This window comes from Microbulbifer sp. JSM ZJ756 (assembly GCF_044383805.1).
In the GTDB taxonomy this organism is placed as follows: Bacteria; Pseudomonadota; Gammaproteobacteria; order Pseudomonadales; family Cellvibrionaceae; genus Microbulbifer; species Microbulbifer zhoushanensis.
The window spans coordinates 1-13257 of the sequence record NZ_JBISER010000012.1 but is presented as its reverse complement, the minus strand read 5'-3'; the positions used below and the strand labels follow the sequence as shown (position 1 = coordinate 13257).

The 13257-nt window shown below is 63.3% G+C and carries 7 protein-coding genes; 5 read left to right on the top strand and 2 right to left on the bottom strand.

From position 1 onward, the window contains the following. The first annotated feature begins 60 nt into the window (after window positions 1–60). From ACH6CX_RS16900 to ACH6CX_RS16890, 3 genes are all read left to right on the top strand, one after another. Window positions 61–5316, top strand: a complete 5256-nt coding sequence (locus ACH6CX_RS16900; RefSeq protein ID WP_396676002.1) for a DUF748 domain-containing protein — start codon at window positions 61–63, stop codon at window positions 5314–5316. A gap of 213 nt (window positions 5317–5529) precedes the next feature. After that, on the top strand, window positions 5530–7476 hold the full coding sequence (locus ACH6CX_RS16895) for an aconitate hydratase (protein ID WP_233006422.1): 1947 nt from the start codon (window positions 5530–5532) through the stop codon (window positions 7474–7476). 26 nt (window positions 7477–7502) lie between these two features. Continuing rightward, window positions 7503–7988 carry an MgtC/SapB family protein gene (locus tag ACH6CX_RS16890; protein WP_233006421.1) on the top strand — a complete coding sequence of 162 codons (486 nt, stop codon included), beginning with the start codon at window positions 7503–7505 and terminating at the stop codon, window positions 7986–7988. Here ACH6CX_RS16890 and ACH6CX_RS16885 read toward each other — a convergent pair. Together ACH6CX_RS16885 and ACH6CX_RS16880 are read right to left on the bottom strand one after the other, a co-directional pair. Further along, window positions 7985–8788: an ABC transporter permease gene (locus ACH6CX_RS16885; RefSeq protein ID WP_233006420.1), complete on the bottom strand. Its 804-nt coding sequence runs from the start codon at window positions 8786–8788 to the stop codon at window positions 7985–7987. The two genes, ACH6CX_RS16890 and ACH6CX_RS16885, sit on opposite strands and share 4 nt — an antisense overlap. Further along, on the bottom strand, window positions 8789–9388 hold the full coding sequence (locus ACH6CX_RS16880) for an ATP-binding cassette domain-containing protein (RefSeq protein WP_233006419.1): 600 nt from the start codon (window positions 9386–9388) through the stop codon (window positions 8789–8791). A gap of 168 nt (window positions 9389–9556) precedes the next feature. Between ACH6CX_RS16880 and ACH6CX_RS16875 the strand changes: the two genes are divergently transcribed. Next, complete coding sequence (locus ACH6CX_RS16875; RefSeq protein ID WP_233006418.1) at window positions 9557–10168, top strand: hypothetical protein; 612 nt, start codon at window positions 9557–9559, stop codon at window positions 10166–10168. A 156-nt stretch (window positions 10169–10324) separates the two neighbouring features. Further along, entirely contained in the window at window positions 10325–12571 is a 2247-nt protein-coding gene (parC, locus tag ACH6CX_RS16870; protein ID WP_233006417.1) for a DNA topoisomerase IV subunit A, read from the top strand. Window positions 12572–13257: the final 686 nt, after the last annotated feature.

The following is a 13257-nucleotide window of genomic DNA, read 5'->3' as shown; positions in this document are numbered from 1 at the left end:
GGCACAAGTGCGGTTAGCGCTTGCACCAAATTCATTGCTCCCGCGCCAGTGTCATCAATAATGCCAAAGCAGTCCGCCCAGCAAAGTCCCGATCATGTCGCGCGCCTGCTATGGCTGGTGGTGGGAATTGTCGTGGTAACGGGCCTGCTTCAGCTGGTGTTGGCCATGGTGCTGGAACAGCGCCTGGAAACCTGGCTGGAGCAGCGGGGTTACCGCGCCGACATCGGTTACCTGCACCTGTCGATTGCCGACCTGCGTGTGGAAATCCACGGTGTGGAATTGCGCAATCGCGAGGGGCGCGGTTTGCGTGCCCGCGAACTGATGCTCGATTACAGCTGGTGGCAGCTGCTGCGGCGCCGTATGCATTTCCAGCGCGCCTGGCTGGATGGTGTTGAGTTCGACCTGGAATCGCGACCGGGAGAGCAGGTGCGGCGCATCTGGGAAGTCGCCGGCTGGGACCTGGGCGAGGGCGGGCAAAAGCGCGACCGGGATTTTCAGCTGTTGATCGACCAGCTCTATATCCGTGACAGCCAGCTCTGTTATCGCGCCCGCGAAGCCTGGAAGAAACCCAATTGCCTGCAATTCAGTCGCCTGTCGGCACAGGACTGGCGGCTGTCACTACACCGCGAGGGCGACACCCCCCTGCAGGTCGAAGTGGCTGCCGGGAAACTGTCGGCGCGTGACCTACTGGTGCGTGAACAGGGTTCCCGGTCGATCCATACGGTACTGGTAGGGCTTGACCTGACCGATGCGTTGTTTGCCCGGCCCGGTACCCGCATCACTGCCGTGGAACTGGTGGCGGATCGTTTTGGCAGTTGCCTGCCGCAGGAATGGGCCGATGCCTTCCCCGCCTTCGGGCGCATCATCGGGCACTGTGGCATCGCCCGCCGGTTACAGCTGGAGGGCGACCTGTCTTTCAGTTTCGGGTCCGGCGCGCAGGTCGGTTGGCTGCGTGGCAACGGCCAGGGCGTGATCCTGCGCCGCAGTGACCGGCGCTGGCCCGACTGGCGCGCGGAAACCCTGGACATCAACCAGATGGAATACTCCCGCAGCGCAAGCGCGCTCGCCTGGCAGCAGGGCGGTGCCACCGCGTTCGACTGGTGTCCGCCGGCGTGGCGCCGGCCGGGGATGCACTACTGCGTGCGCGCCGGCAGTATGAACCTGCCCGACCCCACCACTATCGACTGGCAGAACCGCCTGGTGATCCACGGTGGCCCGGTGGACCTGCGGCAGGTACAACTGCTGGATGTCGCTGGTGCCAACAACGACCCACTCACTGCCCACAGTGTTTTCGCCTCCTCCCTGGAATACCGTGGCAAGTCACGCCGCCTGTCCCTGGACGCCTTCCAGCTGGAAAGTGCCAGCGGCTGCCTGCCCGGGCGACTGTGGGGGATACCGGATTATTGCGGTCGGCTGGCGGGCCTGAAAACCCCGGAGCGACTCGGTTTTCGCTTCCCCGACAGCACCCGGGACCTGCCCCTGGGTGCCAGCAGTGGCCCCCTGCGCCTGGGGCAGCTGCAACTGTGGCAGAAGCCGGCAGCGGGTCGTCGTGGGGAGCAGAAGCAACTGCTCGAGCTGGAGGCATTGCGCTGGCAGCGGCTTAACCTGCTGGGTGGCGAGACGCCCTACCTGGTGCAGGATTTCTCGCTGGCACACCTGTCGGGTTGTGTCCCCGATGCTGCATTGCCGAAAGACCTGCGCCCCCTTTGCGGGCGCGCACAGCACCTGCAGGGACGCGGCAGCTTTGCCTGGCAGGGCGGCGAAGCGGGATACCTGGTGGCGGGCGAGCTGGTGCTGGAACGACTGCTGCTGGCCGACGGCCTGCACCAGCCCACCGGCCTGCTGCTCACCGGCCTGCACGGGGGGCCGGCAATGTTGCGCCTGGCGGGCGGGGAGAGGGCCACTGGTCCTGGCACGGGGCGCGCCGGGGGAGGTGCGTCGCCGGGAAGCCCGGCTGGTGATGGCGAATTCGCAATCGGGGCAGAAAAGGGCCTGCTGCCGGAAGAATTGGCGCGCTCGCGCCGTGAAGCCGATGGGACGGAAGAGCCGGACGGCCCCGGCACTACAAGCCTTGATAACCCCAACCTGAAGGTGGAGGAATTCACGCTGGCGCAATTACAGGGGTGCCTGCCGCCGGCCTGGGAAGTATTGCTTTATCGCAATTCCGCCGGGATGCCCACCTGTTTCGAGATGGACAAACTCGAGCAGGAGAGCGAACTGCGCCTGGCCTGGGGTGGCGGCCTGTTACTGCAGGCCGGCGATACCAGTGCGGAGCGGGTACTTGCCACCACCCGCGGCGGGCGCGAGCTCCTCTACCTGGAGGCGCTGGAGATACCGGCTGCGAAGGTCCTTTTGCCTGCCGCCGGGCCGCGCCTGGTGGAACTGCCCGGCATGTCCCTGGAGGCGGCCCGCGGTTGCCGGCCGCGGAAGGGCAGTCGCGACACCGGGAACACGGCGGAATGCGCCCGGCTGGAAGACCTGGCCCTGGGGAACAGCTTCAGCATTCGCGCCGACGCGCGCCAGCTGGCCATGGACCTGGGTGAATCCCGGCTGGGACAGGCGCGGCTGCTGGGTGCCGAAGATGAGTACCTGGCGGGGATTGAAGACGCCCGTGTCGGCTTGCTGAAGCTCGACTGGTCGCGGCCGGACAAGATGCCCGACCGGTTACGTGCGCAGGACGTGGCAGTGGCAGAAGTCCACGGTTGCCTGCCGGAGAGTGTCTCCCTGCGGCCGGGATTGCCGCGCTGTGGTTCGGTCGACGATGTGAGGCTGCAGGGCAGTGACGACGCAGCCGAATTGCGACTGGGGGAAACGGTGATGAAAACATCGCCGGTGGCCCGGCCGCTGTGGCGGTTCGAGTCGGCGCGCGTGGCAGAGCTGGGGCTGGATGAGGAGGCGCTGTTGCTGCGCAACCTGGAGCTGCGGGAAGTGCAGGCCTGCGGCATGCGCGAGCTCTTGCCGCCGGCCGTGCGGGCGCGCGGGGTCGGCGACTGCATCGTGGCGCCGCGACTCGAGTTCACCGGTGTCAGCCGCATCGGCCTGGGCGCCGCGGCGCCAATGGTGGAACTGGCAGCGCTACAGCCGGAGCCAATCCGGCTCTGGCAGGAAGGCGGTGATTTCGCCCGTTTTGGCGTGGACCAACTGGGCTGGCAAAGGCTGCGCTGGAGCGGCGGGACAGAGCTGTCCGTCACCGATTTCCGGTTGGGCGGCTTTGTCGGCTGTGATACGGGTCCTGTTGCGCGGGCGGTGGAGCAAGTGGCGGAGGCGCTGGAACCCCCGGCCACCGAACCCTGTATCCGCCTGCGCAGCCTGTCCCTGCCGGGCCGGCAACAATTGTCGCTGGCGGGGCCATTCGGCAGCGATGGCGCCATCGAGCTGGACGGTCTGGTAATCAGTGGCCGCGCCGGGCGGCCGCTGGAAATCCGGCAGCTGCGACTGGACCAGCTGAGCTATGGGGGGGAGTCGCCCTTTATCAGCCTGGCGGGAGCCAGTGGGTGTCTCTCCGCAGACTGGTTCCCGGGTACCGGCCTGACCCCCTGCTACCAGCTGGGTGAGATCCGCGTGGAGCGGCGGGGCGTCGACCCGGCCAACGGTGCCAGTACCATTTACGGCCTGACAGTGGGGGAGGGCCGGTTCACCCAGGACGGTTTCCCGTCCGGGCTGCCTTCCGGGTTGCTGCTGTTTGACTCCCTGGGCGCCGACCGTGTGTATCTTGGCGAAGGCCTCTTCGCGGTCGATGGCCTGTTACTGGATACCATCTCCGGTTGCCTGCCGAGGGGGTACGTGGCGCCGATCCACCACTGCTTTACCCTCGGGCGGCTGGATGTCGACGGCAGTTACCGGGCCGGGGACCAATACCTGCAGCTGGCAAAGCTTGATGCCAACGAGTTGCTGGTACTCGGCACCGATGGGCGGGAGCTGGTGCGGGCCACCGAGATCCATACCGCGCAAGCAGTACTGCGTGAAGGCGAAATCGGGATACCGTGGCTGGAGGCCAGTGAGCTGGGATTCCTGGGGCGCCACGAGGAGGCGCCCGAATTCAAGCGCCATGGCTGGGACAGTGAGGTGCGGCAGTTGCGGGCGGAGCAGGTAACCTATTCAACTGCAGCCAACGCGCTGGAGATCAGCGATCTTGAGATCGAGCGGCCCAAGCTGATCCTGTTCCGCGACAAGGGAGGCGACTTCCCGATTGAAGAGCGATTCGGGAAGCTGTTGGGAGTGGAGGGCGAACCCGAGCCCGCTACCGCGGAACGGCGGCCGTTCCGTTACCGGCTGCATCACGCCACCCTGCAGGGAGGACGCTTTACCTGGCTCGACCGGCAGGGGCAGTTCCGCGCACGGCTGCCTATCCGCCAGATCTACGTAAAGCTGGAAAATGCCGGCAATTATCCCGAGGACGACCCGGCCACGATCGTATTGAAAGGCCGTCCCGGCGGCTATGGCGAGCTGCAGCTGGCGGGTACGCTCGATTACCTGGCGACAGAAAAATGGAATGCCAGCCTGACTGCCAGCATCGCCAACGCCAACCTGATTCCCGCCACGCCGTATATGGCCAACCTGCTGGGCTATAAAATCCTGCAGGGCCAGCTGGATGCTGTTGTCGATATCATCATCCACGAAAACAAGGTGGACGCGGTGGCAGACATGCGCCTGAATAAAATACGGGTGCGCCGGGTGCGTGACAGCGATCAGCTGTCGGTGGAAGAATCAATGATTCCCCTGAACGTCGCTCTCTACCTGTTGCGGGACGGGAAGGGCGATGTCCGCTTCACCATGCCGGTGACTGGCAACCTCTACGACCCGAGTTTTTCCTTCAGCTTTATTTTCAGCGAGCTGTTGCAGCGCGCCATTCTCGAGGCCCTGTTCAGCTATTTTACCCCGCTGGGCTTTTACAGCCTGGGGCAACTGGCATGGCAACGCCTGATGGCAGTGGACTTTGACCCGATTGAATTTGCGCCAGGCAGCGCCGAGCTGAATGATGCCGCCAGGCGGCAGCTCGACGAGGTTGTGGAAACCCTGCAGGAAAGACCGGAGGCGCGTCCCGGTATCTGCGGCATTGCGAATGCCCGCGACTGGCACGCACTGGACCCGCAGACCACGCCACCCATGTGGCACAGTCGCCGGACACGGGAAACACTGTACCGGTACCCGCCGATTGAAAAACTGGAGGAACTGGAACGCCTGGCGCGCCGGCGCAGTCGCACGGTGGCCCGGTTCCTGATTGAGGCCGGTATTTCCGCCGATGAATTTATCCAGTGCGCGCCCGATTACAACGGCCGGGATTTCGACGAGCCGCGGGTGGAGTTTTCCAGTTAGGGGCGCGCGGGCGTTGAATACCCGGCCGTCCACAGATAGTGCGCGGCAATTGCCGGGATTGGAAAACCCAATTGCCAGCTATGGTTGAAAAGCCGTTCATGTGAATGCAGTTTATTGACGTGCGATCCACTTTGCGGGTTTTCCCGATTGTGGCAATACCTGCCAAGTGGCAGAAATCTGCAGCGCAAGCGCTCATCAAAGGGAGACGCCAACATGCCGAAGAACCTCGCCCAGAAACTGATCGAGTCACACCTGGAAAGCGGCACCCTGGAACCGGGCAGGCCGATCGAACTTAAGATCGACCAGACCCTGACCCAGGATGCCACCGGCACCATGGTGATGCTCGAATTCGAAGCGCTGGGGCTGCCGCGGGTCAAGACCGAGGTGTCGGCGCAGTATGTCGACCACAACCTGCTGCAGACAGACTTCAAGAACGCCGACGATCACCTGTTCCTGCAGAGCGCCTGTCGCAAGTTCGGCGCCTGGTACTCGCGCCCGGGCAACGGTGTCAGCCACCCGGTGCATATGTCCTGCTTCGGGGTGCCCGGCAAGACCCTGCTGGGGTCCGACAGCCACACCTGTGCCGCTGGTTCCATGGGCATGCTGGCGATTGGCGCCGGCGGGTTGCAGGTGGCCCTGGCCATGGCGGGTATGCCGTTCTCCGTCACCATGCCCAAAATCATGGGGGTGAAGCTGGAGGGCGAACTGCCACCCTGGGTCAGCGCCAAGGACATTATCCTGGAAATGCTGCGCCGGCATTCGGTCAAGGGCGGGGTCAACAAGGTCATCGAATATTACGGGCCTGGCCTGAAGAACCTCACGGCGATGGATCGCCACGTGATTGCCAATATGGGCCAGGAACTGGGCGCCACCTCCAGCGTGTTCCCTGCCGATGAAACGGTACGCGCCTTCCTGCGCCAGCAGCAGCGCGAGGACGACTTTGTCGAGCTGAAGGCCGACGAGGGGGCTACCTATGACGAGGAAGAGACCATCGACCTGTCTTCGCTGGAGCCGCTGATCGCCTGCCCCTCCAGTCCGGACAATGTGGTGCCGGTGAGCGAAGTGGCGGGCAAGCCAATCTACCAGAGTTATATCGGTTCCTCCGCCAACCCGGGCCTGCGGGATTTTGTGATACCGGCGCGGATGGTGGAGGGCAAACATGTGGACGAGAGCGTCTCGTTCGACATCAACCCCACTTCCCGCCAGTTGCTGGAGGAGATCAGCCGTACGGGTGACCTGGCGCGACTGCTCGAGGCGGGTGCGCGCCTGCACCAGACCGGTTGCGGTGGCTGTATCGGCATGGGCCAGGCTCCGGCCAGCGGCCAGATCAGCCTGCGCACGGTACCGCGCAATTTCCCCGGTCGCTCCGGCACCAAGGAAGACCAGGTTTACCTCTGCAGCCCCGAAACGGCCACCGCCAGCGCACTGCGCGGTGAGATCACCGATCCCCGCGATATGGATATGGACTACCCGCAATTCAGCGAGCCCGATGAGCTGCCGGATATGCGCCCGCTGCTGCAGCCGCCGCAGGAAATCCCGGTGGAAGTGGAGCTGGTCAAGGGCCCCAATATCCAGCCGCTACCGGATTTTGACCCGCTGCCGGAAACATTGAAGGGCCCGATCCTGCTGAAGGCCGGCGACAATGTCTCCACCGACGAGATCCTCCCGGCCGGCGCCGAGATCCTGCCGCTGCGCTCGAATATTCCCGAGATCAGCCGCTACACCTTCTCGCGCATTGACGAGCAGTTTTACGACCGTGCCATGGACCTGGATGGCGACAGTTTTGTGATCGGCGGTGAGAATTACGGCCAGGGTTCCAGCCGCGAGCACGCCGCCATTACCCCCCGTTACCTGGGTGTGCGTTGCGTGATTGCCAAGAGCATGGCGCGCATCCACCGGCGCAACCTGATCAATTTCGGTGTGCTGCCGCTGCTGTTCGACAAACCGGAGGATTACGACCGGCTGGAGCAGGACGCCGAGCTGGAAATCGACAACCCTGCCGACCAGCTGAAGGAGGGTGAGCCGGTGGAAGTCAGGGATGGCAAGAGCGGCGACACCTTCACCGTGGTACACAACCTCTCCGCTGAGGAAATCGATACCCTGAAACAGGGCGGGCTGATCAACAAGACACGCAAGGACCATCCGGATATCGACGCCTGATCCGGTCCCGCCCGGGGTTTATTCGCATGGAAGCGCTGCAGCAGTTCCTGGATATCGACTGGCAGCTGGTATTGCACCACGTGGTTGATATGGCCTGTGCCTATGTGCTGGCTTTGCCCATCGGCTGGGACCGGGAAAAGCGCGAGCGCTCTGCAGGCCTGCGAACTTTCCCGCTGGTGGCGGTGGCCGCCTGTGGTTACACGCTGGTGGGGTTCGCGGTGCTGGACTCCACCGGCGCCGAAGGCCGGGTGATCGAGGGGATCATCACCGGCATGGGCTTTATCGGCGGCGGCGCCATCCTGAAAAGCGTGTCCGAGGGCGAGGGGCGTGTGCAGGGCACGGCGACGGCGGCGAGCCTCTGGGCCACCGGCGCCATCGGCCTGTCGGTGGCCCTGGGCCGCATGGAGATAGCCATCGTGATCAGCGCGCTCACCTTTACCACCCTGCGGGTGGTGACATCGGCCAAGGAGCACCTGCCGGGGGTGAAAAAAACAGAGGATCCCGGCGATTAGGCGGTACTGCTGGTAAGCCGGTCCAGCCGCAGGCGCTCGCGGTGATCGAACAGGCGGCGCGAAGCCACGCTCACCGCGACAAAGGTGCCGAAGCCGGTGCCGGCGGCAATGGTGAACATGATCAGGATCTGGTATTTCACCGCCAGTGCCGGCGCCGTGCCCGCCAGGATCTGGCCGGTCATCATGCCCGGCAGCGAGACAATACCGGCCGCCGCCATCGAGTTGATGATCGGCATCAGCCCCGAGCGCATGGCTTCGCGGCGGATGCTACCGCAGGCGCTGGACCAGGTTTCCCCCAGCATCAGGCGGTTCTCCACCAGCTGGCGCTGTCGCCACAGCCCCTCGGTCAGGCGGTCCAGTCCCAGTGCCACGCCGGTCATGGTGTTGCCCAGCATCATGCCCAGCAGCGGGATTGCGTACTGTGGCTCGTACCAGGGCGTGGGCCCGATCACCGCCACCAGGGTGAGCACGGTAACGCTGAATGCCGAGACAAACATGGCGGCGGTGCCGATGGTAAAGCTCCAGCCGCCGCGCAGTCGTCGCTGCTGCCGCGCCATCACCTCGCGACCGGCCAGCAACAGCATACCCAGCCCCATCAGCGCCACCCACAGCAGGCTGCCGACGGAGAACAGTGCCTCCAGTACCAGGCCCACCAGCGCCAGCTGCACCGCCGTGCGTGTGGCGGCCACCAGCAGTGAGCCGGCCAGGCCCAGTCGGGCCAGGTAAATACAGGTGGCCAGCACCACCACCAGTCCTGCGGCCAGCGCCAGTTGCCACCAGGAGAGGTCAATCACTTCCATTCAGCGCTCCTCCAGCCGGCCATCGGCAATATGGAAATGCCGGTCGGCGACGCGTTCGATCTGCTCCTGGTCGTGGGCGACCCAGAGTGCCGGCAAGCGGCGTTTGTGAATGCACTCCACCAGCCAGTTTTCAGTGGCGCGGGTGGTGTCGGGGTCCAGGTTGGCAGTGGGCTCGTCCAGTAGCAGGGCCGCCGGTTTGAACGACATGGCCCGCACCAGGGCCAGGCGCTGCTTTTCGCCGGACGACAGGCGGTCCACCGACCACTCCCCCGCCTCATCACTGAAGCCCAGTGCGGCCAGCGCCTCGGGCTGCGGTTGTTGCAGGTGTTCCCCCACCGTATCGAACCACCAGGCGCTCTCGGCCGGCACCAGCATCACCTGGCGGCGCCAGGCATGACCACGCATTTCCCCCTGGGCCCGGTGCCCCAGCCGGGCCGTGCCGCCGTGGGGCTCCAGGTCGGCGATCGCCCTCAGCAGCCGTGTCTTGCCGCTGCCGCTGGCCCCGGACAGGCAGATGATCTCGCCGGGCGCCACCTCCAGGGAGGCGGGCTGCAGGAGGTCGGTGGAGAGCTGGTCGAGGGAAAGACGCTGCTCCTTCAAGGTAATTTCCCGCTGTCATGCCCGGGAGTCCGGGGGCTACACACAGCGCTTGGCGCGTCGGGGCGCAATGCCGGGTTATCGGAAAAAAATTTCTTTTTTTGAGTCATAAGTGATTTTTTGTTTCAATATTGGCGCTTATTTTAACTATATAACCTTGGGGTAATCACTATGTCCAAACTCAGCAAACTGGCTGCAATCCTTGTCGCCGGTGGTGTGGCCATGCCACTGGCAGCACAGCCAGTCGCCGAAGTCGGTGCGGTATACCAGGGCAGCTGGGGCTTTCATGGCGAGACCATCAGCCTCGACGCCGATGCCGCCGCGCTCAATGGCATCGCCGACAGCGGGTTCGGAATCGGCGCCAGCTATGCCGGTCGCAAAGGCATGTTCAACTTCTCTGTCGGCGGTAGCATTTTCTTTATTGATGACGAGGACGAGTTCTCCCAGGACGTGGAGAATATCGTAACCGGCGACCAGAGGACGCAAGATTCGAGCATCGATGCCGGCTCGCTGTATATCGACGGCGGCCTGGTGCACTCCTTCAGCGACCGTTTCGAGGCTGGCGTCAACGTCGGTTACCGATACTTTGATATCGACCGCACCATCACCAGCTGTACCGACTGCTACAGCGAGGATATCAGCATCGAGAGCGATAGCTACATCAAGCCATTCGCAAGGTTCCTGTTCACCGACCGGGTACTGGGCTCCCTGGCCTACTACAGCTACAACGGTGACAAGGGTGTGGAAAGCACGCTGCAGTTCTCCGCCGAAGTCCGTATGTAAGCGGTCGCCATGGGCTTTCCCGGGGGCAGTGATCGCTGTCCCCGCAAGTGCCAAAAACGGGTTGCCCAGGCCCACAGTTACTCCCGGCCTTTGAACCCTTCCCGATTCCTCGCCATAATCCGCCTCTCCCAGACAGAATAACGAGATTCACGCTGTATGACTGAACCCTCCGTCTACGAGGCGACCGAGCGCCTGCCGCTGAAGGAATATACCGAGAAGGCGTACCTGGACTACTCCATGTACGTGATTCTCGACCGCGCCCTGCCCAATATCGGCGACGGCCTGAAGCCGGTGCAGCGCCGTATCGTCTACGCGATGAGCGAGCTGGGCCTCAAGAACACGGCCAAGTACAAGAAGTCCGCCCGCACCGTGGGCGACGTGATCGGTAAGTATCACCCGCACGGCGACAGCGCCGTGTACGAGGCCATGGTGCTGATGGCGCAGTCATTTAGCTACCGCTACCCGCTGATCGACGGCCAGGGCAACTGGGGTTCGCCGGATGACCCCAAGTCCTTCGCCGCCATGCGTTACACCGAATCGCGTATGGGCAAATACTCCGAGGTGCTGCTGTCGGAGCTGGGGCAGGGCACCGTGGACTGGCAGCCCAACTTCGACGGCACCATGGACGAGCCATCGGTGCTGCCGGCGCGGGTGCCGAATATCCTGCTGAACGGCACCACCGGCATCGCGGTGGGCATGGCCACCGATATCCCGCCGCACAATCTGCGCGAGGTGGTGAATGCCACCGTGGCGCTGCTGGAGAACCCCAAGGCCACCGTGGCCGAGCTTTGTGAGTATATCCAGGGCCCGGATATGCCTACCGAGGCCGAGATCATCACGCCCCGTGCCGACATCCACAAGGTCTACGAGACCGGCCGTGGCTCGGTGAAGATGCGTGCGATCTGGAACCGGGAGGATGGCGATATCGTCATCACCGCATTGCCGTACCAGGCCAGTGGCGCCAAGGTGCTGGAGCAGATCGCCCAGCAGATGCAGGCCAAGAAACTGCCCATGGTCACCGACCTGCGGGACGAGTCGGACCACGAGAACCCCACCCGCCTGGTGATCGTGCCCAAGTCCAATCGTGTGGATGCCGAGCAGGTGATGAACCACCTGTTCGCCACCACCGACCTGGAAAAAAGCTACCGCATCAACATGAACATGATCGGTATCGACGGGCGCCCACAGGTGAAGAGCCTCGACAAGATCCTGGGTGAGTGGCTCAGCTTCCGTACCGTCACCACCCGCCGCCGCCTGCAATTCCGCCTCGACAAGGTCGAGAAGCGCCTGCACCTGTTGCAGGGCCTGTTGGTGGCCTTCCTGAATATCGATGAGGTGATCGAGATCATCCGCACCCACGATGAGCCGAAGCGGGAACTGATGGACCGCTTCGAACTCACCGACGTGCAGGCGGAATATATCCTCGACACCAAGCTGCGCCAGCTGGCGCGCCTCGAGGAAATGAAGATCCGTGGCGAGCAGGCGGAGCTGGAAAAGGAGCGTGACACGCTCACCAAGACCCTGGACAGCGCCCGTCGCCTGAAAACCCTGATCAAGAAGGAACTGCTGGCCGCCGCCGACGAGTTCGGTGATGACCGTCGCTCACCGATCGTGGAGCGCGAGGAAGCCAAGGCCTTCAACGAGGCGGACCTGCTGACCTCCGACCCCATTACCGTGGTGCTGTCCGAGAAAGGCTGGATCCGCTCCGCCAAGGGCCACGAGATCGACCCGGTGGCCCTCAACTACAAGGCCGGCGACGGCTTCAAGTTCGCCGCCCGCGGCAAGAGCAACCAGCCGGCGCTGCTGCTGGACAGCACCGGCCGCAGTTACGCCATCGCCTCCCATACCCTGCCGTCTGCGCGGGGCCAGGGGGAACCACTGAGTGGCCGCATCAACCCGCCCTCCGGCGCCACCTTCGAGGGCCTGCTGATGGGGGCAGAGGACCGGCGCGTGCTGCTGGCCTCCGACGCCGGCTACGGTTTCGTGGCCAAGCTCGGGGACCTGCAGTCCCGCAACAAGGCGGGCAAGGCCATGCTGACCCTGCCCAAGAATGCCCGGGTGCTGCCGCCCTGTGCCATCGAGAACCCGGACGAGGCACTGCTGGCGGCCGTCACCAGCGAGGGCCGCATGCTGGTATTCCCGGTTTCCGAGCTGCCGGAGCTGTCGAAAGGCAAGGGCAACAAGATCGTCAATATCCCCTCCGCCCGTGCGGCCAGCCGCGATGAGATCGTGGTGGGCGTGGCCGTGCTCGAGGGCAAGGCCCAGCTGGTCATTCACGCCGGCAAGCGTCACACCCGGATCAAGATCTCCGAACTGGACCACTACCTGGGCGAACGGGGCCGGCGCGGCAACAAGCTGCCGCGTGGGTTCCAGAAGGTGGACCGGGTTGAGGTCGAGGACTGAGCCCGCTCCGCCGGGAATGACAACAGCAACTCAAAACAGGCGCCAAATGGCGCCTGTTTTTTTGCATGTGGATACAGGGGATGGTTATATCTGGGCATATATGTCCAGATATAGGCATTGATGGTCAGATGTAACCATATGCCCAGATATGGCCACGCCTATTAATAAACTGTTATGTGTCTGTGAGCTAAGAGCGATCTATAAATGATATATCTCGAGCACAAAGGAAATCGAATTGCTAGCTTTAAGGTTTTTGAATCTGATCAGCCATGGCACATCTGCGAGTTTTCGCCTTTAGAGAGGTTTAGCGAACACGAAGAATTCTTCAAAGCGTTTCAGAAGGAATATCAAAGCAGAGAGGTTGGTAATTTCGATGAGCATTTTGGCAAGCTAGTGGCAAACAACTACAAGTTGGTTTCGGGTAGTAGAGAGTCTGTTCGCTTTACCCTATTGTTTGAAGAGGCGCACGTAAGGTTGCGAGCTCATTTTGTACAAAACACATAACAAGGCCAAGCACGCGGACTCGCTAACGCTCGCTCGGTGTTGGCGGCGTTATACCTAAGACTTACCCACGATTAGTAGACACCCTGTATAGTTAGGTTTCGGCCTAACACGGAGGTGTACCATGGGTAAGAAGAGAGCTCAGGCGTATACGGAAGAGTTTCGCAGAGAGGCGGTCAAGAGGG

What these genes read in the sequence shown, in the direction of transcription:
- ACH6CX_RS16900 (WP_396676002.1), top strand. Translation starts at nt 61, where the DNA reads ATGCCAAAGCAGTCCGCCCAGCAAAGTCCCGATCATGTCGCGCGCCTG.
- ACH6CX_RS16895 (WP_233006422.1), top strand. Translation starts at nt 5,530, where the DNA reads ATGCCGAAGAACCTCGCCCAGAAACTGATCGAGTCACACCTGGAAAGC.
- ACH6CX_RS16890 (WP_233006421.1), top strand. Translation starts at nt 7,503, where the DNA reads ATGGAAGCGCTGCAGCAGTTCCTGGATATCGACTGGCAGCTGGTATTG.
- ACH6CX_RS16885 (WP_233006420.1), bottom strand. Translation starts at nt 8,788, where the DNA reads ATGGAAGTGATTGACCTCTCCTGGTGGCAACTGGCGCTGGCCGCAGGA.
- ACH6CX_RS16875 (WP_233006418.1), top strand. Translation starts at nt 9,557, where the DNA reads ATGTCCAAACTCAGCAAACTGGCTGCAATCCTTGTCGCCGGTGGTGTG.
- parC (WP_233006417.1), top strand. Translation starts at nt 10,325, where the DNA reads ATGACTGAACCCTCCGTCTACGAGGCGACCGAGCGCCTGCCGCTGAAG.